We start from the raw sequence: 24,932 nt of genomic DNA, 5'->3' as shown, positions 1-24,932 counted from the left end.
GGGGACGGCTACCTGCGCATGCCCGAGGATGATGCGCCCATGAAACTCATGCTGCTGAGTCTGTCCTTTGCGGGCGCCCTGCTTTGCGCCGCCGTGATGGGATTCGCCATCCAGCGCGGCGCAACCTGTGCGGTCGCCGCGGTCAGCGAGATCACGTCATCGCGTAGTTGCTCGCACCTCCGTGCCATGGCAGAAGCGTCGCTGTACGTGTGTGGCGGACTGCTGATCGCGCAGCGGTTGCATCTGCTTCCGGCCATGCCGTCCGGCTATCCGGTCGATGGCCTGACCGTCCTGGGAGGTGCCCTGCTCGGGCTGGGCGCCTTCATCAATGGCGCATGCGTATTCGGCGCCATCGCCCGGCTGGGCAGCGGGCAATGGGCGTATGCTGCCACACCCCTCGGATATTACGCAGGCTGCGTGGGGCTGCTTGCGCTGTGGCCGCAAGCCGAGCGCCCGGCGCTCGCAGCCACCTCGCCGGTATGGGGTGCTGCGCCGCTGCTGACAGTGCTTTTCCTTCTGTTCGTCGGATGGCGCCTGCTCCGTCTGTGGCAGCGGGCGCGACGCCATGGCGCTCCTGCACCCTTGGAGCAAACGTGGCATGCACGCGTTGGCGCCCGGATCTGGTCACCGCACCATGCCACCACGGTGATCGGTGTCACCTTCTTGCTGCTCCTGTTGCTGGCAGGCGCGTGGTCATACACCGAGGTGCTGGCCGAACTGGCACGTGGCAGCGCTGCCATGCTGCCGGCACGGGCATTGCTGTCGCTGGGGCTGCTCGCTGGTGCCATCCTCGGCGGGATGAGCGCTGGCCGCCGCGAAGGTCCCGCGACTTCCAGTGCGCAGTGTCTCCGGTGCTTCGCAGGCGGTGCCTTCATGGGCTGGGGTGGCATGCTGATTCCGGGCGGCAACGATGGACTGCTGCTGGTCGGCATGCCCCTGCTGTGGCCGTATGCATGGGTCGCATTCGGCACGATGTGCGTCACCATCGCGCTCGCGCAATGGCTTCAGCGTCGGCTTGGCCAGCCGCTGCGACCCCGGGCGCCCCGCAATCCTAGGCCAGACTAGCACGACCAGTCGTGTTGCACTGCTGACAATCTGAAGGAGTAAGCATGAGCCACCGTATCGGGAACGCGCTGGTGATCGCGACCGCGCTCACTGCCGTCGGGCTTGCGATCAAGCAGAACACGCATCTGCTGGCCAGTTCCCCGGCACACTTTGCCCTGGACCGTGAACGGTGCTTCGGCGTAGCCAGGGCAGGCAGGAACGACTGCGGCACCGCGTTGCACGCTTGCGCGGGCCGCGCCCGCCACGACGCCGCCGGCGATGAATGGCTGATGCTGCCCGCCGGCACCTGCGCCCGGATCGCGGGTGGCAGCCTCAGGTCTGCCGCACCCTGAACGGTGGCTGCGGGACAGCGCGATGAAACAGGAAGAACAGACACTGACGGCACCGCACCGGCAGAAGTCGGAACGTATTGCGGCAAGCATGGCACGGAAAATCGCTGCGGGGCTAGCAGCGAAGCTCGCTGCGTTGGGCCAGGGCATGCAGTTGCCGCCACGAGTACGGCGGGAGCTGGAGCGTGAACAGTATCTGAGCGAGTTGCTGGTGACCTCACTGCAACTGCTGGTGCTGCTCCTGTTCGCGGTCCTTTATCTCGGAACGCCCCCGGGCTTTTCACCCGACGCGCCCGTACGCGCGGTACCGCTCGGCGTCTCGCTGTTCGCGGTGCTGGCGTTGGTCCGGCTCTACCTTGCCATGACCCGGCAACTGGCCAACTGGATGGTGGGACTGAGCGTGGTGGCCGAAATGGCAGTCCTGATCTTCGTCATCTGGGCCTACCACCTGCAGTACGAGCAGCCAGCCCAGATGTACCTGAAAACCACCGAATTCGCCTATATCTTCGGCTTAATCGCCTTGCGTGCCTTGCGCTTCGAGCCGCTCTGGGTGGCGCTGTCGGGCCTCACAGCGACCTTGGGCTGGCTGCTGTTGCTGCACTACGCGCTGACACACGCGAGCGGCAACCCTGTCACCTGGGACTATGTCACCGCATTGCGCTCGACCCAGATCCACTACGGAGCGGAGTTCGACAAGCTGCTTTCCATCCTGATCGTCAGCGCCACGCTGGCATTGGCCCTGGCCAGGGCGCGCGGCTTTGTGGTCAAGGCCGTCAAGGGCCAACTGGCGGTCGCGGACCTGTCGCTATTCTTTGACGATTCCGTGGCCCATCGCATCACCGACTCCGAAGCAAGCGTCATGGTCGGCCACGCCGAACTGCGCGAGGCGTCGGTCGTGTTCCTCGACATGCGCGGCTTCACTCAGGCGTCTGCCATGTTGCAGCCCTCCGCACTGATCCAATTACTGGGCGAATACCAAAGCCTGGTTGTGCCGATTGTGAAAGCGCATGGCGGCAGCATAGACAAATTCATGGGCGACGGCATCCTTGCCAGCTTTGGCGCCGTCACTGCCGACGATTGCCATGCAGCAAATGCCTTGCGTGCCATCGATGCCATCCTGGAAGCGGTTGACCAATGGCGGATTCGGCGGCAGTCCAGCGGTCAGCCTGCACCTGACGTTGGCGCCGGGATGGCAAGCGGGCCGGTGCTGTTCGGCATACTCGGGCATGACAGCCGTCTTGAGTACACGGTGATTGGCGACACGGTCAATCTTGCGGCCAAGCTTGAGAAGCAGAACAAGATCCAGGGGACGCGAGGCCTCGCCACGCGAGCCAGCTATCAGCGGGCTCGCGTGCAGGGCTATCTTGGCGAGAAGCACGTCCTTCCCCAGCAGTCTGTAGGCGGCGTAAGCGGCACGATGCAGCTGGTGGCCCTGGCGAGGCCACAGAGCATGTTGTGAACGCTATCCGCGAGGTGCTGGCAGGCAATATCTACCTGAGTGCCTCAATGCATGAAAAGCTGGCGCGGACTCTGACGGCTTCCAGGAAGATGCCGACGGGTCTGATTTCGCGGCTGTCGGAGCGGGAATTCGAAGTCCTGCACCTGATCGGACTCGGCTTCAGCACCCGGGAAATCGCCGAGAAACTGAATCGGAGCATCAAGACCATCGACGCACACCGGGCCAACATCAAAGAGAAGCTGGATATCCCGAACGGCAAGGAGCTGATGCGCTTCGCCATTCAGTGGATCGAGAGCCAATAGGGCGGAGCCCGCCCACCGAATAAGGCAATCCCCTAGCCTCTTTTTGGGGCGATACCTTATCCATACGCTCACGGTCATTGCGTACAGTGCATTCGTACCTGCCGGCGTGCCGCGATTCGTGGACGGGGTGGGCAAGCCCAACCCGACAGCTCCATGAGGATCGCCGCCATGAATGCCAATATCCAGCATACCGTCTTAGTCCTGATCACCGCACTCATTGCCGGAACGGCCATTGCGGGCCCGGATTTTACCGTTATTGAGGGTGCCCGCCAGGCCGCAAGAGCGGCACAGCTCGCCGCTCAGACCGCAGCTCCTCCCGCACCCCGGAACTACGGCCCTCGTCCTCAGCACGTCGGGCAGCCCGCGAAGCCGAACCCCGCCCTGCTTGAAGCGCAGCGCACGCGCTAAGCGGTTGCGGCAGCCCAGCGAACAGAACGCCATTCACCAGCAGCGCCTTCACAGACGTGGGCTCGACCATCGCATCGCGCTATCGATGATGCGCGCATTGTAGGTACCTCATTGGCCTCTCAGTAGCGGTCCGGACGTCAGCCCCCGTTTTGGCGCGCTCTCCTGTCCGACGCCTTGTCTCTGCCCACCGCGATGGCGGTCATGCCCGCTTTCTCACTGCTGGCGGCGCTGGGCTTTCTGATCGCAGCGCGCAGCTATGAACAGGACATATGGCGCATCCAGGAGCAAATGGCTGCTGAAAGCGCTGCAGCGGACTCCATCCCGGGTGTTGACATTCTCAAAAGCTCTTGAGTTCAGCGATCAGCGCGTGCGCGCTTCCATCTGCGCGGGTTTGTTGGCGTAGCGGAGCGGTGCAGGCTATGTACCCGGACCAGCCCCAGCAATGCTGTAACTTTCCGCTCGACAATTACCCAAAATCAGCATCGTTCTGCATCCAGCCCGCAACAGGCACCCCGAACTCGTCGCGGAACCAGCGCGTGAAAGACTGGGCAGCGCTGAAGCCCAGCAGCATTGCCAGTTCGTTGCGCGAGCGCGGCGGGCCAGCCAGGTAGCGCTGAGCGAGTTCGCGCCGGACTTCGCGCATCAGGGTATTGAACGAAGTGGCCTCGCTATCCAGGTGCCGGCGGATGGTTCTCACATTGATGCCTAACTGCGCGGCAATGAGGCTCTGGGAACAATGGCCAGTTCCCAACGCCGTCAGGATCAGGCGGCGCACTTGGGCCGTGGTTGATAACGGAATGTCCGCGCTCAATGATTGCACGTAGTCATGGGCATAGCGCTCGAGGTGGGAACTGGTTGACAGAGGAAGTTCCAGATCCGCACGCTTGAGGACTATGCCATTGATCGCATCCTTGAAGCTTGTCTTGGTCGTGAACACGCGCCGGATAGCCCGCAGATCCTGAGGAGCCTCATGCATGAAGCACACGCGAATAGGCACCCAACTTTCGGGCAGCGCTTGTTTGAGAAAACGATACCCCATGGTGATCGACTGATCCAGCGCTTGGCGCGCAGGCGAGCTGCGCCCCAGGTACTCAAAACACAAGCACGCCTGCAGTGCGTCCTCTTCCAGCCAGAGCTGAAGGGCTTCGCTGTGCAAATGGATGTAGTTGGAGAGCACCTGCAACGACGCACGCACGTTGCGCTGTTCCCGCACCAGAAAAGCCAGCGGCCCCAGCACGAGAAACGGCCTGGATTCGGCCAGCCGTATGCCGAAATCCTCCCAGCCCGATCGCTGGGCCGAGTGCTCCAGCAGCAGGCCGACGGCCTCGGAAGATACCTTGACGTCCGGATTCTTGAGGAGGGCCGGATCGATTCCGACTTCGCGCAGCATCGCCTCGGGGTCGAGTCCGGCGGCTTGTGCCAATGCAGCGTAATTGGTCAAGGAAGCACTACCGTGCATGGATCCATGCACGACTGCTGCAAATTCAGCGCAGGTCAGTATTAAGTTTCATGCAATTGCTCATTGAAGGCGATCTTCTACGATCCATGCATTGCCGGACAGTCCGCGGTCGGCCTTCCGCGCAACAAAAAGAGGCAATGCGAGGGGGCGCCTGCGATGACGTCATGCATATCTACAGGTCAGGTCTTAGGCCAGCCCAGGAGACGGCATCTACCGCGCTTGCGGTATTGCGTACCGTCCCCGGAGGTAAGTCGAGCTCTACGACTGGGACGCAATTCACGCCAAAGCGCCCAACCGCTCACGTCTATTGCATCCACATGCCCCTGGCGCCTGCCCCCCGGGCCGCCAAGCCAGAATTGGTTCCGTCTGGAAAGGGCCTCATCAACCGTTGGTTGGTACCTCTATTGAAGCTCGGCAGGCGCTACCCTTCGCTGTGAGTCGATGGTCATTCACGTTGAAAGAAGGAGAAATCCAAATATGGCGACGATCAACCATTTCGGACCCTACTACGTTACGCCTGCCGGAGGCTTGGCTCCCGGCGCCGCGTATAACGTGGTCTGGGGCCCCAGCGATGTATTCAAGGGTTCCACGATTAATGTGACGGCTCACCCTGGTGGCAACCGCAGAGCTAGGTATGCGGCTTGGATCAGCGACATGTCGATCGAGAACGTCATTAGCGGCACAGGGGACATCAGCTTTGTGGAAACAAACGCGTATGCCACGTTCGCCAACGACGGACAGGAGACCATTGACTATGTTTCTTTGTATCTGACCGTGACAACGGCTTAGGGGATTTCCATGCGATTGACGGTTATTCATGACAGCAGCGGGAACATCGTTTCCATGGTTGCTTATCCCGAAGGTTCGCCTCCGATGTACCCCGAGACAAAGCCCGGGCAGCATATGACTGAGATGGAAGCGCCAGCACATATCAGGCTTGATCTGGATGCCAGACAGTTACATGAGCGCCTGTCCGAAGTGATGCAGAATTACCGGGTGGACATGGGATCGATGAAGTGCAGCCTGACGAGAAAGTCCTGAGCTTCAGCGCCTGGGTTAGCGGGCATACGCTGTAGCGGGACGAACTGCCGCTAAACCCAGGCTCGTTGATCGAAACACAGTTCTCGCTTCAGCCTCTCCTGCGCGAAGGTTCGTGCTGGCCATGCGAGCCATGAAACTATTCATTGGGGATTCGGAGCTGAACACCTGTGCGTCGACTGCCGACGGCAGGCGGCACCGCCGATGTCGGCCTTCCTGAGCCACCGTCTAGGCCCCTTCCGCCGTACCAAGTCAATTCAATTATTTTGAATCGGCAACTTACCGCTACCGCAAACTTCGAAGCGATCTGGTGCCGCGGCCGGCTGACCAGGCGGCCGTCGGACGGGGTGGTGATGGTATGGCAGCGAGCGGGATGGCTGCTTCTACAGAAGAATCGGAGCTGCCTTTGATGGCAGTCTAATATACGTGGATGCTGCGAACCAAGTCTCTCTGCGGGCGCGGACCACATGCGGAAAGCTCGGAGGCCAGGCAATGAACGCGACCACCAGACTCCTTCTCCCCGAAGATGTAGCGTTAGCTCCAGTCGCTAATCTTCCCTCAGAGTTGGGGCGTCGTGTTTCCAATGATTCTGGCGACTTCTATGTGACGCGCGCGCGTACCCGCTCGGGATCAATCATCGTCGATGCACAGACTGCTGCGCTATTGACGCACTTCCGTTCGCCGTCGACGGTCGTGGATGCAATCCTGGCCTATTGTCATGCAAACGAACTGGATCCGATGCGCACGCTTGTCGCCGCGTTCGCTATGCTGAGCGAGTTGGTCGCCGCAAGGGTGCTAGTACCGGCCGAGTCGATTCTGGCTCAGCCCATTGCATCGTCATTGTCCGTCGGTGAATTTGTAGGAGACGTCGAGATTCTCGAGGCCATCCATCTTCTTGATGACACCGAGGTCTACCGTGGACGTTCCGCTGACGGAACTGCTGTTGCGCTCAAGATCGTGGGAGCCAACATCAGGCGGACTACCACCGCCACCATTCATAATGAAGCCAATGTCCTGTCATGCCTGGATGGGAAGGTTAGCCCTCGCCTGCTGGCGGCCGGCCGACTTGATGGGCGCTCGTTCATCGTGACGACATGGCATTCTGGGGTAGATTTGTACCGTGCTGTGGCGGAGGCCCATGCATTACCTGAACCGGAACGCAGCGACACACTACTGAAGCTTGCCGAGCACGTCCTTCGATCGTATGCGCAACTTCATTCACAAGGCGTATTGCATGGCGACGTTCACCCTCGCAATATCGTTGTTGACGAAAGCGACAAGATTACTGTCCTCGATTTTGGCCTTGCGGTCATGCCGGCCGCCGGCACAATGGGCTTGCACGGTGGTATCGATCTATTCCTTGCACCTGAAATCGCCCGCGCGAATCTTGCATCGGTAGAGGTTCCGCTTGCCTCCCTCGCCTCGGAGCAATACTCGATTGGAGCATTGCTTTACTTTCTTTTTACCGGCGCCCACACGCATTCATTTTCGCTGCAGCAAGATGCCATGCTAAGCCAGGTGGTCAACGAGCCACCACAGCCTTTCTCTCATCACCGCGCCGACAGGTTCTTCTGCCTGGAAGGCTGCCTCAACCGTGCGTTGGAAAAAGACCCGGCCGACCGTTTCTCGTCCTTAGACGAAATGCTGCAATCGTTCCTGCAGGCTTCGCCGCGAAGACAGCTCGTAGGGGCGACATATTCCGTCAGCCACAGCACGGACGTGCAGTCTCAGCTAGTGCTGGACAATGTGCTAAGCCGTCTCCGCGTACCAGAGCGCTTGTACCGCGACGGGTTGGAAGCGCCCACGGGATCGATCACTTATGGCGCCGCTGGGATCGCCTATTTCTTGCTCAGAATCGCGCGTAGCAGGGACGACGAGACCTTACTCGCCGCCGCCGACCAGTGGCTGACCCGCGCGGCGTCCGCAATCTCGAGCGACGCTACCTTTTGGAATGCCGAACGTGGCATTGTCCCGGAAGTCCTCGGGCAGAGCTCCTTGTTCCATCACGCCTGCGGCATTCATTGCGTGCAGGCCCTCATTGCTCATGCGCGCGGCGATGATGTCGCACAGCAGCACGCGCTGGAAGCTTACGCCGCCGCTTGCGCACTATGCGATCAGCTCGACGTTGCGTTTGGTCGGTCGGGATTGTTGATTGGTTGTGCCATGCTGTTGGACATAGCGCCCCAACATTTCGAGTGCGATGCTTTACTCGCATTGGGGCAGAGACTGCTGCATGGCATCTGGGTACAACTGGATGCTTACCCTCCGTTGGAGCGAGTGTCGCAGGCGACGTTGGGCGCGGCTCATGGATGGTGTGGGTACCTTTTTGCCACCATGCGATGGTGTGAGGCGTCCGGCGCCGCCGTGCCGCCGCGCCTGGTCGAACGACTGCAGCAACTTGCGGCGCTCGGACAACCTTCAGGCCGCGGCATGCTGTGGCCACGAAAGATCCAACATACGGCCACTACTGGAATACTCTCAGCCAGTTGGTGTAATGGTGCCGCAGGGTACGTCCATCTTTGGACGACGGCGTATGAACTGCTCGGCTCCGACTTCCAATTTGAGCGTCTTGCCCGCATGGCTGCCTGGCATTCCTACGATGGATCGTCCGATGCCCCAGGCGATTTGTGCTGTGGATTGGCCGGACGAGCCTATGCGTTGTTGCGGCTCCATGGGTCTACTGGGGAATCGGTGTGGCTGGCTCGCGCCAGGGTAATGGCGGAACGTGCCGCCGCGAGTCCCGGCTTGACATCGAATCGGCTGAATAGTCTCTTCCATGGCGACCTCGGCATTGCGCTGCTCGTTGCGGATCTAGCCGCACCGGAGTTCGCCTGTATGCCATTCTTTGACAGCGAGCATTGGTCGAAGCGGGCGCCGTCGTTGGCTACCGGAGAGGCCTCGGGCCAGTCAGCCAGATAACGAGCGTCCAGCGAACACCGCTGGTAATCATCGCTGCTCGATGCGTGACGAATGACGGAAACACGACGACATCTCCTATGTCGGCATGCAACTGGTTGTCGATCGCATCACCGTAGAATATCTCGGTGCCACCGCCCTTCATGTCTTTGTTTGCACTAAGTTGCAGAACCATCGAAATCTTGCGAACGCTCGCATCCTTGGCGCCGAGATCCATATGCCAGTTGTATTGCTGCCCTGGTGTATAACGAGTGAGCTGCGCCATCCCCATTTCTGGCAGTAGCTCGAATTGATATGCCTCGTTGAAGCGCTGTGCTGCCGCCCATAGCCGAGAAAAAATCCATTCAGTCCTTGCGCTTCTCGGGATCCAAAACAGGTGGCAGTCTCTGACGGGATCACCCGATTGATAATTTATTCTGCTTGCCACCATGCTGTATTCATTGTGCAGGGAAACGATCGATTGGCAGTCCTCCTCGCTGAACAGTCTTCTGTAGATTTCGTAGTAACGATAGGTCTGCCATTCGATGTGAATGCGCCGAACGGGCAGCGCTAAATGCGCTTCAGCGGGGACGAGCATCGTTGCGGCAACCAGGTCCGATAGCACGGCGAACGCATCTTCCAGCGTGCGCATCGGATCCAATTCGTTCCTTGCACAGAAGTTGGCGATGGCATCCACCACAGTCGTCGGTGAACGGAAGTGCGCTAATAGCGCTGCGGTGTCTTCATCGACAACAAAGGATTCAGCCCCGGCGGCGGCTCGCGTCACAATGAAGTCGTCGGGCTCATGTGCAACGCCACGTCTAAGATCTGAAGGAAGGTTGGCGACCGGCGCCACAATCACATCCTCTGGGAGAAGAAGCGTTGTGGTCGCGTTCATGCCCTTTCCAATGCCGCCGGCCACATCCCGTCGGACGGAATCCATGTGTCGGTATCGATCTCCGCCAAGCTCAGACGTTCGAGCGCATATTGCCAAGGCTCCATCGTGTTCAGCGCGGCGGTCCTGGCTGAGACAAGATATTCGGCAAGGCGCCAAGTCACCCACATTCGCCAGCTTGTCGTTCGCTCGCCTTTGACGGCGCCACGCGGCGGATCGGCTCCCCAGGAGAGGAGACCGTTCTCCGAAGCCGCGGCGCTAAATGGAACACCGTGCGGCGCGCAGCCGGCAAGTCTCGTCCGAAGAAGGTCGGCAAATTGATAGAGATCATCTAAATGAGTGAAATAGACTAAGGTCTTGTCCGGCCGGGAAATCCCCCAAAGTCCGACGCCAACCTTGAATCCCGTGACCCCATGCGCATGAGCCAGTGCGCCGATGAGAGTCTCCAACGCTTCAGGCATGTCATTTACAACAGGACTCAAATAGAGCTTGAAGCTGGCCCTCTGTGCGGTCCCGCGCGGCGGCTCGGATGTGGAAAGCCACTGCCACCAGAATTCCCGAGCACCTTGCGATACCGGCACATGCGTCCAATGACGATGGAGCGAGCGAACCAGGATACCGTCCTCAGCGATTCCGAGGAAGCGGGCTACTGCCGCAGGACCAGTGAGACGCCGTTGAAGTTTGGGAGACACCGGCTTCCGGCCATAGGAGTACAAGCGATGCGCAAGTTCGGTTTCGGGAAGGCAGTTCAACTCCTGGCCATACCGAAGCGCGGACACGGAAAGATCGAAGTTGCAACCGCGGCTCGACCAACCAGGCAGCGATCCGGAAAGTCCCGCCACCTGCGGACCACTGATGAAATCATCGTTGAGCAATATCTGCAGGACTCCATCCAGCAGAAGCCTCTTTATGGTGGACTCAAGGTCGTGACCGAGGCGACGCAGCACATAGCGTGGTAGCGGACCGGCTTCGACAAGCGCCACGAAGAGCAGAGCAGTTTCACAAGATACTGCGCGCCAGCCTTGCGCGCTGCCACCTTGCGGCACGAGAGCGCCATACAGGTCTTCCGAGCAATCGGCTTCCTGAAGTTGGCGTCGCTCTTGCTCGCTGAGCCGATCGACCAGCACCAACTGGTAGTCCGGATTCGATCGAAATATGGAAGTTTCAAGCAGGCGACCGTCCATATCTCTCTGCTTTCGCCGATCCGCACCGTTAGTTGTTCTTGCCCTTCTTTTTCAGTTCCTTTTCGACGCGCTCAACGTCTGCCAATTTTGATTGGACTCGTTTCTTCGCCAAAGTGGTGGCGTCATCCGCAAGCTCCAGCAACTTCATCTTTAATTCAAGCTCTTCCTTGAACAAGGGAAGATCTTCGGGCGACAGAAGCGCCTGCTCGGTCGGGTTGATGACCTCATCCCATGGATTGAGTCCGAAGAAATTGCTCGGCATCCCACAGGGCGGAGCGCCTTGCGGACGAATCGGGGGAGGCGGCGGGCAGACAGCAGATTGCGGTGAGTCGCTGCACCCTGCATCACAGCCCGCGGCGATATCAAGCGGGTCGCCGGGGTTTAGAATCGAGCCGGAGATTCCACAAGGAATTTGGATCCTTACGCGCTTCGCTCTAAAAGCCATGTGTGACACTCCGCTTGGTTGACTAGCAAAGTGCGATTTGCCGCCGTTAAAAGCTTATCAGATGAGCCTGTTTTTTCAAGGCGATTCAGTTCCACCGCTACGCGTGACGCGTCAGTTGTCGCCAGCGTGGCAGTTCGAGGATACCCGCCGTGCCATCTCGCCCGCATAGTGTCGCGCGAGCAGGTCGTACAGGGCCAGCTCATAGCTGTTCGCACAATCCCGAAAAATTCGGTTTGCCCACATGTGCAGATAGCTCTGGACAAGCGCTACGCGGCTACATCCAAGCAGCCCATCAGCATCCAGGGCAACTAGTTTGTTGATTGTGGGTGCGATGCTCGCGGAGCGGGTCCGGATGGCGAGATCGGCTTCGCCGCAGTCATGCGTTTGCGTGGAGAGCAAGCTTCCCACGACACTCTTCACTTCGCGGTATTTGGCTGCCAGAGCCACCAATGTCTCTTGGTGCGCGCGGCCTTTCAGAAGGAGACTTCGGCAGGTGGTCATGACCCGTCGGCGCTCATCCATGCCCAGACAAAAATCATCGAGCAAGGTGTGCATGCCGAGCAAGGCGGCACGCCATCTCGCTTCATTGTCTGCGCGATACCGGGCAATAATCGAAATTGCAGCCACGCTGTCGCTTTCAAAGATTGCATGCGCAAGCTCCATCGCTTGAAAGCCGCCGTAGCGCTCCATCTCGGGCGCGTATGTGTCTACGGCGTGCTTGTAAAGGCTGTTGCGCCACGGCGCCAATGCAGAGAATACCCGGGGCACCACGTGCCGCCATAGGATCGATGCGTCGCCATGCATGCGCCATCGTAAATGCCAGTCCGGATCCGCGTAGCGTATGAAGAACCAGGTATCGATGACCCCTTCTGCCCGCAGCGCTGCGGCCAAGGGGCCCACGCACTCGGTCAACAAGCGGTCTAGCGTGGACGGGCCGGCGTATAGACGAAAATAGAGCCAGTCTTCTCCCGGCCTGCTGTCTTGGCCGGACGGCATGGCGCGGGCTGGCCGCAATGTTTCACGGACGCGGCGAGCGCGAACCAATGGCACGACCAGTTCATGATGAAAGCTGCCTTCCTCGCCGTTCGCCAACAGCTGATCGGGCAACGGGAAGACTTCGGTTACGGCGACCGAGATGCGTCGCCTGGCCGTGGCCAGGAAGCTGTCGACCGACAGCGCATTGTCGAAGTCGACTAACAGCGTCTTGTCGTTTTCCGGAAGCCACACGAATCGAGGCAGCCGATGCTTCTCCCTTAGCGCCTCGATCGCTGTCATCCGATCGTGCTCGGAAAGCAAATGGATCGCCGCCAGTTCTTTGCCACTGAGCTGCCAGCGCGCAAGCGACAATACGAACCGACCGGACACCAGCCGCGGAAGAAAGGGGGCGCTGGACAATGTCCCCCAAGAGAATCTGGACTCGGCGGCATGCCCGCCGGCGGCCAGGCTGGCGAGGAAGCGATACAGTATGGGACCTCCGCGCTGGTGGGCGTGTGCGCATCCCAAATGTGGCACGACGCGGCGCTCCATTGCGGCGGAGCGTAGAACCACCTTGCCCTCGCACAGGGACACAAGCAGGTCACTGACGGCGATTTGTTGCGAAGGTGGAGCCCCGGATGACGCGCATAGCGAAATTTCGTAGGCGCGCAGTATTGGCCGACAGACCACATTGGCAGCCTTGCCCGGCGGCAAGTAGGCGATTTCCGCATGAATGGCATCCGGGTCGCTGGCCTCCTCCTGCCGAAGGGCGCCACGCACCAGCGCAGTGAGTTCCGGTGACGCATGGCAAAAGCGGCCCAGCAGGGTGGCGCTTGAGCCGCCAATCACCTTCTGAAGGTAGATCTGGTAGTCGCCCCGGGCCATCGCTGGCGCATCTGCCGCGGCTATCGAGACAATTGCCGTGCTGCCATGGGGAGCAGTCCACGGTGTATCTTCGACAAGCGCCTCAATATCAACGTGGTCAAGCTCAACCTGTGCCGATTGATGCATGAGCGCTTGCGCAAGACGCTGCAGCAGACGTTGATCGCCGCCATGCCATACGCGCTTGGTGGGCTCGCGAGTGGATGGCAAACCGTCCAGCAAGGATGAGGGACTTGCGCCAATGTATGAATTCGCTTCGAAGCCGATGCCGTCTTCTTCGTCCAACGCTTGCAATAGGGGCACTTCACGCTGGCCGAAACGGATCTCAAAGCGCCGCGCGAATTCGTCCAGCACGTCTGGCTCGCGCTGCGCTGCCAGCTTGCACAGTAGCTCTGCCCCGCGGGCTATCTCGTTGGCCATGTGCTGGCTCAAGGAGAGCGACGCCGCGGGCTTCTCCAGATCGACATAGAACTTGTGTCCAGCGCAATCGCTTTCGGCAAGTGCTTGCAGCAGGGCCGTCGACTCCGGTTCGGGGTACTCCCCAGGGCACGCTATCTGGTCCGTCGCAGCGAATATTGTGCTGAGGACAGAGGGGGGCGAATGACTGGTAGCCACATTGCGCAGCCATGCCACAGTCGCCCTGCCCGGCTCGGGGCCTGTCGCAAAAGGAGGCAACACGGGGCGAAGCAGACCTACGTCGATCAGTTCCTCTAGAAATGCGAGCCCGTCGGCTTCCTCAAGATCCGGCAATGGCACCGTCAACTGCTCGGCGATCGCGCTCAAAGTGGCGCCATCCTCCCCTGCAGCTGCCGCCAGCACCCATCGTAAGTAGTGACTGTCCTTTACTTCCACCAAGTGATAGGTCGGCTGCGGAGTGCAGAGGCGCATCTCGTGGTAGCGTAACCGGTCGCCGGCCTGGTATAGGGTCTGCTCTGCGCGATAGTGCAGGTGGCGCCGGACGCAAGCGTCTTTTGCCAATGATCGTGACACTTCTTGCAGGTAACCGGCATCTAGACGGATGTGGCGACGATGATCAGCCCGGGGTGCGACCGTGAGACGGGTGACGTCACCGATCGGACCCGAGGCCCAGCCGGCGAATAGGCCGAACGGCGTCGCGCGGCTGGCCAAACGCTGCAGGTAGCGCACAGCTACCCGCTCGATTGCGAGAGCATCCTTGTTCTCGCACCCGTTCAACCAGGGGGCCATGCGTCGAGAGAATCCAGGGGAAGCCAGCTCGATTGCCTCACGCACTTGTGGGCGCTCGACAATTTCGCGTAAGCGCGCTCGCAACAGCGCTGCCCCAGCCGGCCGGGCCAGATCTGCACACCAGTTCAGCAGCACCTCCCACGGCAGCGCAGGCGTGCGCATCAGGAAAAATCCCGTGTCCGCCAACTCATCCTTTATTAGTGCCATCGCCACTACTCTTTGTCCTTGCCCGTTAAAGCAGGCTGTTGCTCTTTAGGAGCCAGGCGACGCAGGTCGGCGTAAGCCCGCCACAGGCTACCCCAGCCCCGTTGCACCAGTTGGCCCCACAGCTGCGGAGTTGCCAGCCCTTGGGGGAACGGTCGTGGCCAGAAGAAATTGACATTGATGGCCCACGGCGAGGCCACCGTCACCTGGTGATACCAGCCAACTGGGATATAGAGAGATTCCCCGGCGTGCAGAGTGCATTTCCAACCAACCGCCCGGCGCGCCAGGGGAAACCGCTCGAAATCTGGCACGTTGGGATCGAAGCGGCAATGGGTCATGCGCGGCACGGGGTATAGCCAACGTGCTTGCGACGGCGCAAACATAATGAAGGTCTTGTTGCCAAATACCTGCACATTGCAGTTCGGCTTGATATCTGCGTGCAGGCCGGAGGAGGTTCCCAGTATGCCGCACCAGAAGATGGTGTCCACCGGGGGCAGAGCAAACCACGGCGGTACGGCGGTGTCGGCAAGCAGCAGTGGCGACAACGCGCCTAGGCTCACGTCAAGATAATAGGTGCTTTCGAACCCGCAAGCCCCGATGGCCCGGGTTAGCTGCGCCGTGTCCGCGCCGGCGGCCGCGATGGCGCGGATATCCTCCGCGCCGGCGATCTCGACAACCCAGTCTAGATAGTCGGAAAACAGGATCTTGCCCCCAGCCAGCATGTTCTGGTAGACGTTTCGGGGCGCCCCGCTTATCTCGCGCACGGCCACCTTGCGCGCCCCAACGGCGGTCTTCAGGTATGCGGGCTGCCACCGCTGCAATGCCGGCCAGGCGTCCACGTTGCCGGTCACGACACAAGGCGCACGCGCCAGGCGCGCAGGCCTGAAGCTGCAAGCGGCAATGCGAGGAACAGGATTGAGTTCCATGGCTCTGATCGCCGGTCACGCCGCTAAACCACGATGATATCGGTTCCGTGCGCTCAGATGCCCAGACAGCGGTGCAGGCTCCTCCAACTATGATTTGGCGGGATTGATGACGTCAGCGCCCGGATCCGGCAGTCCGGGGCAAGTCCACAGACTCTCGCTTCGAGGGGCCAGCAGCCGTTCCCAGACATTGAGATTGCGAATGGTTTCGCGCTCTAGCGTCAACTTCCTTTTTTTGGCTTGGTCAGGTTGACTGCCGGCGGGATCCGGCACCGTCTGCGTGCCCAGGGACTTCTCCGCCAGTGACAGGATTCCCAACAGAACCGTCGCTTCCTTTTCGTCGAGCTTCGCGCCTAATTCGTTAAGTTTTTCCGCGAGGGCGTTCACATCGACCTGGGTTACCTCTACATAATCAGACATGCTGCCTCCCGCAGTCGGAGATCGAAACTTCAGGTTACCATCGCTTTCTGCGTAGACCAGCAAAAGGGCGCATGGCACGGTTATGCCTTAAAGATCGCATACTAGATGTGAATCCACGATTTTGGCGTCGGGATTGAAAATAAAAATAGACGGCCAGCGATCAGAGAGGTAGGAGTATCTTGACGCTAGCCTTCAAATCTTTTTAAATCTGTATTTAGTCAATTTTAATATGTAACAAATTTGAATCAATTCGCGCAGCGAATGTGCTCGCATGGCTCCATGCCGATCTTCGGCTTACAGAGAAGCGGCTCTTGATCCTTCAATCGAAATTGGCTCTGCGTGCGCATTTACGCCACTATCGCCTGTAATCCGCGACCGTCCGCACTGCGCTATTTTTTCAATCTCATCTGCACAAATATTAATGTCAGACAGACTCTCTTCACCTAACCTAAATCCACAATCAAAGAATCAAGAGTCATTCAGGGGGAGCCTTATGGACACGCACCACAGTGCCGACCTCCGGCGACAAGTGGCAACAGTCCTTCGAGTGGACCCGCTGTCCAGCACCACGTCGACCGACAATCTGCAGCACCTACAGTTCATCAGCAACGCGGCCCAGACCGTGTTCGACCTAACGGATCCGTTCACCCGCGAACCCTTCACACGAAGCGGCATGTCAACTTGTACGCCCGTCGCGGTATCCATTGAAGAAATGTTGGGCTTCGCCCGCGCCTACTTAAGGGTTACTCTCGAGGCACTGACCCGCTACATGATCCGACTGGAGAAGAAAGGCGGGCTGTAGCCTGGCAGGCTCGGATTGATGTTCGGCTGAATATGGGCGCACGGCAGCGCGTGGCCGTAAGCAGTCGACTCTGATCGCATCACCAGCACTTTGGAAAGGAGCTTTCCATGGATGCCAATACCCTCACTTCCCACCTGCAGACCCGCACCACGCATGTGGTAACGCTAGGCGGCGCTGGATCCGCCATGCTGACCTTCGACCTGGCATCGGTCAGCATGACGCCCGAGCAGGAAGTGGTCGTTCGCAAGCTGTTCAGCCAGCGCCCCGCTCTAGTGGCAACCGAAGGACCGCACTCCGCCCGTGACGAAACCAACAAGCCTGGCCCGGCAAGCCAATACCTCACCCCAGCGGAGTTTGAGAGTATCCGGAAACTTGGCGTAAGACTGGGCACTCAGGGCGTACTGGCAGCAACCGCCTGCGACTTTTGTCTGCACTGCGTCAAGCTGGAGGCATTGCCGTCAGCTGGACCGCTACAAAACGGATGAAACGGGATGCAAATGCCACGTTCCGACGAGGCTGTCGACGTTGCTACTCAGGCCGCAGCTGATAGCCTGATTCTTGGTGGCGCCAACACGCATGAGACCAAGGCCTTCCTCGCTGGCTTGCCGCCGGGCCGTAGCACCGATGCCATTGCAGCGGTGCTTCGCCCCTGCTGCGAAGCACCGCGCCGCTTCCTCGCGGACTCGTCGCTGATACTCGGCAGCTGGCTTTTGGCTCGCCTATCAGCCCGAGGTTACACGCCCACTGCCGAACCATGCGCGGCCATGTATGCGCTGGCAGATGCAGCCAGGATGCTGTCCCTGGTGGAATTGCTGCGCTGGCAGACCGTGGTGGCGGCTTTGCCCGCGCCGCCTCATCTCGAAACCGTGCGTGACAGGCTCCTTTCCCAAAGCCGCACAATGTTGCGAACGCTCGCTCGCCTTTCGGACACCGACGACCTGCGGCATGAACACCGTGTGCTGAAATGTCTGAGGGACAAGCCTTGACACCGCGGCTGAGCCCAAGAACCGCCGGGATCGCTCGGCGCGGCCTGTTGTTGGGGATGGCCTGGCTCAATGAGAACCTGCAGCATTTCGCGGTGCGCACAGTCACCAGCCAGCGGTTTGACAAACACCACGTGGCACAATTGAAGCCACTCACCGAACTTGCGCTGACAGTCTGGATGCTGAAGCGATGCGGTCTTGAACTGCCCCTCCTCGATGCGACGGCCAGCTGGATTTGGCAACAATGCGAACATGGCCGCAAACTGGTGGCACTTCTGCTGGCGCGGCATGATTTCCTGCCTTGTTGTGCACTCTATGCTTCGTTGCGCCAGCTCGGTTTCCGAGACCCAGCGCTAGACCGCGTACTACGCTTACTTGCGCGCGCGGACATCGAGGCAGCGCTTCCCCTGCAACCTTGGTCACGCTTGGCGATGCGCTATAACTTGTGGCAACTTGGCCTGACGAAGTGGCCAGGCCAAGAGGGTGGGCTCTATATAGCAACACGGCCCGAACCATGGGTGGTCTCCGGGGAGGTGGCCTACGCGATTACGCACGAGGTGTTCTACCTAACTGACTTTGGGGCACGCGAGCTGGAAGATGTTTGTGTGACAGATTACCTGCGCGCTTGGCTCCCATACTGGACACGTGCTTTTGTTGACGCCAACGATAATGACCTTGCGGCGGAACTGGCCATGGTTGCTGCCTGTTTACAAGCCAGCCATGATCCCGCGAGTACTCAGGGACTGCATAGCGCGCTTGCTGTCCAGCGCGAGGATGGAGCCGTGCCGGGACCCGACGGCGCAGGTAGCTTCCTTTTCGCTGAAGGCGACACAGCCGCACACCGGGACTTCCTTGGCTGCTACCACACTACCCTTGTTACCCTGATGGCGGCAGCAATGACATTGCGGAATTCCACAATCTGAGCGCTTGGATCGGGAGTCGGTTGACGAAGCATCTGCAGCCACAAGCAGCTCATGTTGACATAAGTGAAGCTTGTCAAAGACCGTGGAGGGCGCCAAGTGTGTCCATTTCTGCTGAGGAAGCGGAGGACAGGCGGCACCTCATACACCTGCGGAGGCATCACATGGACTATCAGGGGACCGCGCTACTCTCGCTGACCACCAAAAGGCCGCCCGATGCCGAACGTGGGGTCGGGCTCGTTCATGTGACTGTCACGCTTCCGGAGAATATCGCCAAGGAAATCAAACTCTCCGAAGATGGCAGCCGCCCTGCGCTCGATCCGAAGGAGGCGGCTAACCTGCTGTGGAACACGCCGGTCGCAGCCTATCTCAACGGCCGGTCGGATGCGTGGCTCAGTGTGCCGGGCGTCCGATTGCTGCTGCCCGGGCTCGAAGCGCTCGCCAAGGCGGACTCGGGCCAGTGGCCGCATGACCAGGCGAATCTGAAGAGCTTCCTTGCCGCGGCGGCGCCGGGCGGACCGACTGTGGCTGCTTGGTCGGCGGAACTGGAGCGCGGGGGCACGACCGCGTTGCTCAATGACCTACTCCTCATCTTCAAGTATGCAGCCCTGCATCGTACGAGGCCTCTGGACATCGTTGCAGGTCTCTACCGCCTCGCAGTCGCCGCCACCACACAGTCGAACGCACCGGCCAACCGCGAGCAGTTAGTCACGTGGTTGACGGCGCCATTCGTCGTGCCGCGCGTGTTCGTCGCGCGTCCGACCGAGGCGCCGAGAAAGCCACCGGCCCCGGGCGGTGGAGGATCGGGCGGAGGCCGGCCTGGCCCGCGTTTCCCGGCTGTATCGTTTGAGACGGCCAGCGGGCGAGAGATACTGCGTCGCTTGGAAGACGAGATCGCAAACCTGGAACGCGGGGCGCGCGCATCGGCGCTGACCGAAGCGCTGCGGGCCGAAGGCATCCGTGATTCGGCCGTACTTGCACGACTTACGCGTGTCCTGGACAGCGCGGCTATGGGACCGCGGCCGGCGGGTACCGAGCGATCCTGGCATCCGCCGCGACGCGCGGGCATCACCCGGACGTACATCGGCGGGTATCCGGTGCTTGTCGACCTCTCCGAGTTCGAACGGCGCACGACGATTTATCGGCGGGCGCTTGCAGAACACCTGACGACGGCACTACCGGCCAACCTGCGCGACCGGTTGACACGTTTGGGCACATCGATCGATATGCTAGTGGAATTGCCGATGGTGATGGCCAACGCGGCGCAGTTGCCAAGCTATCTGGAGCCGGCCGGGCGTAGCGACCTACTGGTCGTGCGGCAGACAACCACCGGCTACAGGCAATCGGAAATCGCATATCTTGAGAATATCCTGGTGGGCGAGACCCGCTTGCGCGAGCATACCCAGCGCCTGATGACGCGGCGCGAGCTGTTCGAGCAGGTGATCAAGGAGGAAGAGGAAACTCACGACCTGCAAGTCACCGATCGGGCCGAACTCAGCCGTGAGATCAGCGACGTGATCAAGGAAGACCTACGGGCCGAGGGTAGCATCCAGGTCACCAGCCGTGGGCCGACAAAGGTTGTCGCCTCCGCCAGCGCTTCGTACAGCCGCTCCACGGAGGAAGCCGCCAAGATCGCCGAAGAATATTCGCGTGAGACCGTGGAGCGTGCCGTCAAGCGCACCATGGAGCGTGTAACGCGAGAGGTCCGCTCGGTGATCGAAGAGGAAATAACTGAGCTGAACCGCCATGGGTTCACCCGCGATACCACTGCGCCGGACCACATATCTGGCATATATCAATATCTTGAGCGCGTCAGCCGGGCCAAAATTTTCTGCTACGGCGAGCGTGAACTCTATGACCTGCTAATTCCGGAGCCTGCCGCCCTCATCTGGCAGATGGCGGTGTCGCGCGTTGAAATGCACAATCCCCTCCAACGGCCAGACGCCGAGTTGTTCGAGTCGTTGACGCTCGCCAACATCGCGGACAAGCGGGCAGAGGTGATTCGGGCTTATCAGGTCAGCGACCTGCCGGACTTTCCAGAGGAGCATAAGCAAGTCTCAATGGCAATATCCAACACCGGTAGCGGAGGCAGCGCGAAGCATGCGCAGAACAAGGACCTGCAGATACCGGAAGGATATGTCGCCGTCGACGGCTCTTTCGTCCTTTCAGTGGAAGTTGAGGATTCAAATAGCAAACCTAATGGCGGCTGGATTGCGGGAAATCTTGTCAACACCTGGATCATCAATAATCTGACCGACAACAAGGGAAAGGCGGCCGAGGATTTCACGTTCGTCACTCCGCAGCCCGGACCTTCCATTGCGGCCGCCTTCAACGCAGACAATTTCACCAGTATCGTAGGTGCCATTACGCTCAATCTCGAACTGACCGAGGACGCGCGACGCGATTGGGCGATCGAAGCCTACGCGAGAGTGTCGGCGCGCTACGAGCAACTGCGCCTCGAATACGAGCAGACGATCATCCAGCTTACGTCCACCCAGCAAGCGGAGAGCACAAAATTGCCAGAAGGGTCGCGGTTGGAACTCCAGCGAATGGTTCGGTTTGAGCTGCAACGATCCGCGATTGACATCATGCGCAATGCCCCCGTCGATTTCGCTTTGATGGGCGAGTACGATTTCAGCCAAGCCGACGGCTCTCTTAGCAGCCATCCGACGGTGGACACAGACGCAGTGCGGACGTCGGAGCCGGAGATTCGCTTCCTGCAGCAAGCGTTCGAGTGGGAGCATATGGTCTGGGTTCTTTATCCCTATTTTTGGGGCCGCCGCCAGCAATGGGATCGCACGGTCGTACAGACCCATCCCGATCCTGATTTCGCAGCCTTCTTGAATGCGGGCGCGGCGCGCGTGCAGATCTCAGTGCGGCCAGGCTTCGAGAATGCGGTGAAGCATTACATGGAGACCGGCGAGGTCTATGGCGGGCTCGGGCTGCCCAAGATAGGCGATCCGAACTACGTCTCATTCATCGATGAGCAGATGACTTCGCTGGGCGGACCGGGCGAAGAGATTGCCTGGCCACCCGACTCTCCGAAGGAATGGACGGTCTTGGCGCCGACGCCGTTGGTGCTGGCGCGTAGCGTCACCAAGCCGCAACTGCCGACCTGGGATCCACAGACCGGCGAAGAGGTGTAGGCGGGGGAGTCGCTCTGCTGTTATTACCTGGCCAGAGACGATGGATCTATCCCCTATCCCATGCACCTGCACTGCGGTCGACGTCTCACCAATGCCGTCACGACCCGTTGGAGGTCCGAGTGCCAACGTCGCTGATCCTCCTCTACAACTCCGATCTCCCGCGGTGGGAGCGAATCGGCCCCGACAATGGGCGTGACAACCATTGGCCGTCCGGACGACTCGTAATCGCCAAGAGCTAGGGCAGTCGCTATGGTCTACCTGTTTGCATTGCCGCCAAAAGTCGAGGTCGTTGAGGATCCCTCGACAGGCAGTGCCACAATTACTTGGTACGAGTCCTCGCTTCAATGGCGGACCAGCAACCGTACCATTCTGGCGCTGAATAGCCCGCCGTGGCACCAGATTGGGGTGCGGCCCTTCGCTTGGGACTACTTCGAGCTTGAGTGGGCGCACCTCCGACTCGCTGTGGCGCGCGGGGTGACAGTGACGCAGCGGACGGGACCGCCCGGCCGTGAGCAAAACGTCCCCATCGGATGGAACGCATTGGATCCGAAGCGCTATCCGCAGGTCCATCTGCACCGGTGCCAGGACGAAGGGCTGCTAGGCGATCCCGACGAAACACTGGACTGGTACAGCATCATCGGCCAGCCTCAGAGAATCGAAAAGGAGAAATTCCTCTTATCACTTACTTCCAATGATGACGCGATTGAAGACTGGAAAAAGCAGCAGAAGGCTGTGCAGGTCACGCCCGGCGAAAACGCCGTCACGTTCCAGCAGATCGATGGCTTCGCCAAGGTGGACGTGACGCTTTCGAACCCGGGCAACCCGTCGGCGTACTGCTACGACGTCCGTCCGGAAGAGTGGATGGAAGAGCTCAAGGAACACGAGTTCATCGACGTGGACCCATCGAGCACAGTTATCAGAATTGTGCATACGCGCGACGTCAAGATACGCCTTCGCGCGCACGAGGATCAAAAAGACGCGCTGATCGTAGAGGCATGCGAGGTCTCGAGGTTGAGCGACGTGCCACCTCAGGGCGCTGCGCTCGGGAAAGCGGACTTCCCTCACCTGCGCTTCCGTCGCCACGCCATCGACGAGCTCATCCCCAGCAACCGCCAACCTTGGGTGATCGCCTTATTCGAGCTTGCCATCAATTTCATCCCTGTCGTCGGCGTCGTCTACGACCTTGGTCAGCTCGCCTATGCCGCGGCCACCGGTAAGACTTTTTTCGGCTACAACGTCAGCGAAGAAGAGCTCTTGCTGATGGGCATCACGACGGCAATTGGGCTCGGAGTCTCGGCTGCAGGTGTTCGCTCGCTGCGCAAGATCGTCCAAGGAACAAGGCTGGAGGCGGCGACCGAGGACGCAACCTTGAGCCAGATCAGGCGAATTGCCGACGCCGGCTACGTAGAGGCAGTCGGCCACCTCCCACCTCGCCAGTGGGACGACCTGCTCAGTGCGTTCGACCGGCACCTTCGCGACCCGATTGCGTTCCCGCTGCCGAAGCTGGTCGACAAGTTCACCAACGTCGTAAACGACGCTTACCTCGTCGCCGTCGAGCGGCGAGTAATGAGAAAAGTGTTCAAACCGGACTTCACCGGATTCCGCGACGCCGACTTAGCCGCCGCGTACAACCGGTATCTGCAACCGAAGTTGCGCAAGAAGTTACCTGCACTCGATCCCGCATCTTGGGCCAAAAAGGCTAATCGCGGACTTCCGAAACAGTTGCTGAGGCGCGCGCTCGGGGACGAATTCGTGGAAGTCATCAATCGTGCCGAGAGGGCTGATGTGCTGCCGCGGCGACTGACCAAGAAACACATCGACGCCTACGACTTCCTCGTGGCTCGGGGTGTCGAGGACTACGGGACACTACGAAACCTGCGGAACAACCTGAAAAACAAGGTGCCAGATGTTGGCAAAATTTTCGAGATCGATCACCTGCTTGAGCAGCGGTTTTGGCGCAACAACCCAAATCTGACGACGGCTTTCGACGAGAAAGGCCTTGGCATGGCTTTCGTGGTGCCAAAGAACCCAGCCGTATCACGGGAGATGTTCATCATGGCCGGTGGCCAGCGAATCCGGTACGTGCACAACGTCAAGACGAACATGCTGAAGGAACTGATTCCGAACGGGGCAGAGACATTGGTGACGGTGCAGGAAATGTGGGATGCGCATGTGCATGTGTTGCGGTCACTCGGCACCCACGAATCCCTTATAAAGGGCCGCCTCGTCAAGGACTTCAGGCTGATGGCCAAGCAACTCGGCCAGAGTTTGGACACCCGGTTTCCGCGCCCCGGGGCCATGCGGCATACCGGCGGTTGGCCGAGATTCGTGGAGGACCCCACTACGGGTGCATGGACAAGGTTGTGAGTCCCCGACTGCTGCTCACCTCTCATCTTGAGACCCTACCGTCAGTTTCCTGTGCGGCGTCATAGCCTGTCGAGGCTGATTGGCTTGCAGAAATATCCAATATCCGCGTAAGTCGTTTAAGAATTTGGACGGAGCCGTTCTTGAATTCGTGGACACGAAGCGCGGACCTCCTTCAGAATCTTGCGACTTGGGGGTGCTGTCATTGTGTCCGAAAGGCGGCAACCCGACATTGGCTCTTTGCGTGGCCGAGCGGCAGGGGTGGGTCGCCAGGATGAGTTCGAGTTTTGGCAAGCTGCCCGTGGACCGAAGTTCCATTCAATGGCCGGTCACGACTTCGGACCGGCCGCTGGGCGCGAGCCGGGTCAATGTCGGCTCCAGCCGGCCTGCTGCCGGCGCCAAGGTGCGCACAACTACTGCTGAACCTAGCGTTGAACGGCGAGCGGGTCGAGCAGACTCCTTTGAGGTCGAGAAGAGACGACCGGTATATGCCCTCGCCGGCGACAAGGTCAGCGATGCGGCAACCCGGTTCGACATAGCGGGCATAGAAAGCGGTGTTCGAAGCGTGGGAGTCGGCGCGTGCTAAGGCCGCAGAAGTCCGCGGCGGCATGCTTTGCAACCGCCGAAG

The 24,932-nt window shown here is 60.1% G+C and carries 22 protein-coding genes; 15 read left to right on the top strand and 7 right to left on the bottom strand.

The features are described 5' to 3' along the window. The first annotated feature begins 39 nt into the window (after window positions 1-39). The 6 genes from E0W60_RS29680 to E0W60_RS37135 all read left to right on the top strand — a co-directional run bounded on the left by E0W60_RS29680 (window position 40) and on the right by E0W60_RS37135 (window position 3,914). Window positions 40-1,065, top strand: coding sequence for a YeeE/YedE thiosulfate transporter family protein (locus E0W60_RS29680; RefSeq protein ID WP_240746080.1), 1,026 nt, complete (start codon window positions 40-42; stop codon window positions 1,063-1,065). 44 nt (window positions 1,066-1,109) lie between these two features. Then, window positions 1,110-1,397: a BufA1 family periplasmic bufferin-type metallophore gene (locus E0W60_RS29675; RefSeq protein ID WP_135706545.1), complete on the top strand. Its 288-nt coding sequence runs from the start codon at window positions 1,110-1,112 to the stop codon at window positions 1,395-1,397. A gap of 22 nt (window positions 1,398-1,419) precedes the next feature. Continuing rightward, window positions 1,420-2,853 (top strand): adenylate/guanylate cyclase domain-containing protein, encoded by a 1,434-nt coding sequence (locus E0W60_RS29670; RefSeq protein ID WP_135706544.1) that lies wholly within the window; start codon window positions 1,420-1,422, stop codon window positions 2,851-2,853. After that, complete coding sequence (locus tag E0W60_RS29665) at window positions 2,850-3,155, top strand: response regulator transcription factor (protein WP_240746079.1); 306 nt, start codon at window positions 2,850-2,852, stop codon at window positions 3,153-3,155. The genes E0W60_RS29670 and E0W60_RS29665 overlap by 4 nt, the downstream gene beginning before the upstream one ends. A 168-nt stretch (window positions 3,156-3,323) precedes the next feature. Further along, a complete protein-coding gene (locus E0W60_RS29660) occupies window positions 3,324-3,563 on the top strand; it encodes a hypothetical protein (RefSeq protein WP_135706543.1) in 240 nt (79 codons plus the stop codon). 201 nt (window positions 3,564-3,764) lie between these two features. After that, on the top strand, window positions 3,765-3,914 hold the full coding sequence (locus E0W60_RS37135; RefSeq protein WP_165971540.1) for a hypothetical protein: 150 nt from the start codon (window positions 3,765-3,767) through the stop codon (window positions 3,912-3,914). A 115-nt stretch (window positions 3,915-4,029) separates the two neighbouring features. Here the strand turns inward: E0W60_RS37135 and E0W60_RS29655 are convergent, their stop codons facing one another. After that, window positions 4,030-5,004 carry an AraC family transcriptional regulator gene (locus E0W60_RS29655; RefSeq protein WP_167884635.1) on the bottom strand — a complete coding sequence of 325 codons (975 nt, stop codon included), beginning with the start codon at window positions 5,002-5,004 and terminating at the stop codon, window positions 4,030-4,032. 495 nt (window positions 5,005-5,499) lie between these two features. Here E0W60_RS29655 and E0W60_RS29650 point away from each other — a divergent pair, with 495 nt between their 5' ends. From E0W60_RS29650 to E0W60_RS29640, 3 genes are all read left to right on the top strand, one after another. After that, a complete protein-coding gene (locus tag E0W60_RS29650) occupies window positions 5,500-5,811 on the top strand; it encodes a hypothetical protein (RefSeq protein ID WP_135706541.1) in 312 nt (103 codons plus the stop codon). Between the two features lie 9 nt (window positions 5,812-5,820). Beyond that, on the top strand, window positions 5,821-6,063 hold the full coding sequence (locus E0W60_RS29645) for a hypothetical protein (RefSeq protein ID WP_133096773.1): 243 nt from the start codon (window positions 5,821-5,823) through the stop codon (window positions 6,061-6,063). 489 nt (window positions 6,064-6,552) lie between these two features. Continuing rightward, complete coding sequence (locus E0W60_RS29640; protein ID WP_135706540.1) at window positions 6,553-8,979, top strand: lanthionine synthetase LanC family protein; 2,427 nt, start codon at window positions 6,553-6,555, stop codon at window positions 8,977-8,979. Here the strand turns inward: E0W60_RS29640 and E0W60_RS29635 are convergent. From E0W60_RS29635 to E0W60_RS29610, 6 genes are all read right to left on the bottom strand, one after another. Next, complete coding sequence (locus E0W60_RS29635; protein WP_167884634.1) at window positions 8,945-9,853, bottom strand: 2OG-Fe(II) oxygenase; 909 nt, start codon at window positions 9,851-9,853, stop codon at window positions 8,945-8,947. The two genes, E0W60_RS29640 and E0W60_RS29635, sit on opposite strands and share 35 nt — an antisense overlap. Continuing rightward, window positions 9,850-11,034: a hypothetical protein gene (locus tag E0W60_RS29630; protein ID WP_135706538.1), complete on the bottom strand. Its 1,185-nt coding sequence runs from the start codon at window positions 11,032-11,034 to the stop codon at window positions 9,850-9,852. The genes E0W60_RS29635 and E0W60_RS29630 overlap by 4 nt, the downstream gene beginning before the upstream one ends. Before the next feature lie 28 nt (window positions 11,035-11,062). Further along, window positions 11,063-11,479: a hypothetical protein gene (locus E0W60_RS29625; protein WP_133096777.1), complete on the bottom strand. Its 417-nt coding sequence runs from the start codon at window positions 11,477-11,479 to the stop codon at window positions 11,063-11,065. A gap of 111 nt (window positions 11,480-11,590) precedes the next feature. Next, window positions 11,591-14,749, bottom strand: coding sequence for a lantibiotic dehydratase (locus E0W60_RS29620; RefSeq protein ID WP_240746112.1), 3,159 nt, complete (start codon window positions 14,747-14,749; stop codon window positions 11,591-11,593). Between the two features lie 5 nt (window positions 14,750-14,754). Beyond that, entirely contained in the window at window positions 14,755-15,672 is a 918-nt protein-coding gene (locus tag E0W60_RS29615) for a cupin-like domain-containing protein (protein ID WP_135706536.1), read from the bottom strand. Window positions 15,673-15,759: 87 nt separating this feature from the next. Then, window positions 15,760-16,089, bottom strand: a complete 330-nt coding sequence (locus E0W60_RS29610) for a hypothetical protein (protein ID WP_135706535.1) — start codon at window positions 16,087-16,089, stop codon at window positions 15,760-15,762. A gap of 547 nt (window positions 16,090-16,636) precedes the next feature. Here E0W60_RS29610 and E0W60_RS29605 point away from each other — a divergent pair. From E0W60_RS29605 to E0W60_RS29580, 6 genes are all read left to right on the top strand, one after another. Next, complete coding sequence (locus E0W60_RS29605) at window positions 16,637-16,891, top strand: hypothetical protein (protein ID WP_135706534.1); 255 nt, start codon at window positions 16,637-16,639, stop codon at window positions 16,889-16,891. Between the two features lie 107 nt (window positions 16,892-16,998). Then, window positions 16,999-17,376 (top strand): hypothetical protein, encoded by a 378-nt coding sequence (locus E0W60_RS29600; protein ID WP_133096782.1) that lies wholly within the window; start codon window positions 16,999-17,001, stop codon window positions 17,374-17,376. A gap of 12 nt (window positions 17,377-17,388) precedes the next feature. Continuing rightward, the gene (locus E0W60_RS29595; protein WP_135706533.1) at window positions 17,389-17,877 is read left to right on the top strand and encodes a hypothetical protein; all 489 of its coding nucleotides are present in this window, start codon (window positions 17,389-17,391) and stop codon (window positions 17,875-17,877) included. Beyond that, window positions 17,874-18,797 carry a DUF6895 family protein gene (locus tag E0W60_RS29590; RefSeq protein WP_135706532.1) on the top strand — a complete coding sequence of 308 codons (924 nt, stop codon included), beginning with the start codon at window positions 17,874-17,876 and terminating at the stop codon, window positions 18,795-18,797. Before E0W60_RS29595 ends, E0W60_RS29590 begins: the two co-directional genes overlap by 4 nt. 161 nt (window positions 18,798-18,958) lie before the next feature. Further along, window positions 18,959-21,940, top strand: coding sequence for a hypothetical protein (locus tag E0W60_RS29585; RefSeq protein ID WP_135706531.1), 2,982 nt, complete (start codon window positions 18,959-18,961; stop codon window positions 21,938-21,940). A 249-nt stretch (window positions 21,941-22,189) separates the two neighbouring features. Then, window positions 22,190-24,307: a hypothetical protein gene (locus E0W60_RS29580; RefSeq protein ID WP_135706530.1), complete on the top strand. Its 2,118-nt coding sequence runs from the start codon at window positions 22,190-22,192 to the stop codon at window positions 24,305-24,307. Window positions 24,308-24,932 lie beyond the last annotated feature (625 nt).

The sequence above is a fragment of the Cupriavidus oxalaticus genome (assembly GCF_004768545.1).
In the GTDB taxonomy this organism is placed as follows: Bacteria; Pseudomonadota; Gammaproteobacteria; order Burkholderiales; family Burkholderiaceae; genus Cupriavidus; species Cupriavidus oxalaticus_A.
Note: the sequence above shows the minus strand (reverse complement) of the source record. Positions and strands in the feature narration are given on the sequence as shown.

Coding starts and splice junctions, on each gene's coding strand:
- E0W60_RS29580 (WP_135706530.1), top strand. CDS start 22,190: ATGGTCTACCTGTTTGCATTGCCGCCAAAAGTCGAGGTCGTTGAGGAT.
- E0W60_RS29585 (WP_135706531.1), top strand. CDS start 18,959: ATGGACTATCAGGGGACCGCGCTACTCTCGCTGACCACCAAAAGGCCG.
- E0W60_RS29645 (WP_133096773.1), top strand. CDS start 5,821: ATGCGATTGACGGTTATTCATGACAGCAGCGGGAACATCGTTTCCATG.
- E0W60_RS29650 (WP_135706541.1), top strand. CDS start 5,500: ATGGCGACGATCAACCATTTCGGACCCTACTACGTTACGCCTGCCGGA.
- E0W60_RS29610 (WP_135706535.1), bottom strand. CDS start 16,089: ATGTCTGATTATGTAGAGGTAACCCAGGTCGATGTGAACGCCCTCGCG.
- E0W60_RS29660 (WP_135706543.1), top strand. CDS start 3,324: ATGAATGCCAATATCCAGCATACCGTCTTAGTCCTGATCACCGCACTC.
- E0W60_RS29620 (WP_240746112.1), bottom strand. CDS start 14,749: ATGGCACTAATAAAGGATGAGTTGGCGGACACGGGATTTTTCCTGATG.
- E0W60_RS29600 (WP_133096782.1), top strand. CDS start 16,999: ATGGATGCCAATACCCTCACTTCCCACCTGCAGACCCGCACCACGCAT.
- E0W60_RS37135 (WP_165971540.1), top strand. CDS start 3,765: ATGCCCGCTTTCTCACTGCTGGCGGCGCTGGGCTTTCTGATCGCAGCG.
- E0W60_RS29635 (WP_167884634.1), bottom strand. CDS start 9,853: ATGAACGCGACCACAACGCTTCTTCTCCCAGAGGATGTGATTGTGGCG.
- E0W60_RS29670 (WP_135706544.1), top strand. CDS start 1,420: ATGAAACAGGAAGAACAGACACTGACGGCACCGCACCGGCAGAAGTCG.
- E0W60_RS29675 (WP_135706545.1), top strand. CDS start 1,110: ATGAGCCACCGTATCGGGAACGCGCTGGTGATCGCGACCGCGCTCACT.
- E0W60_RS29630 (WP_135706538.1), bottom strand. CDS start 11,034: ATGGACGGTCGCCTGCTTGAAACTTCCATATTTCGATCGAATCCGGAC.
- E0W60_RS29625 (WP_133096777.1), bottom strand. CDS start 11,479: ATGGCTTTTAGAGCGAAGCGCGTAAGGATCCAAATTCCTTGTGGAATC.
- E0W60_RS29595 (WP_135706533.1), top strand. CDS start 17,389: ATGCCACGTTCCGACGAGGCTGTCGACGTTGCTACTCAGGCCGCAGCT.
- E0W60_RS29680 (WP_240746080.1), top strand. CDS start 40: ATGAAACTCATGCTGCTGAGTCTGTCCTTTGCGGGCGCCCTGCTTTGC.
- E0W60_RS29615 (WP_135706536.1), bottom strand. CDS start 15,672: ATGGAACTCAATCCTGTTCCTCGCATTGCCGCTTGCAGCTTCAGGCCT.
- E0W60_RS29640 (WP_135706540.1), top strand. CDS start 6,553: ATGAACGCGACCACCAGACTCCTTCTCCCCGAAGATGTAGCGTTAGCT.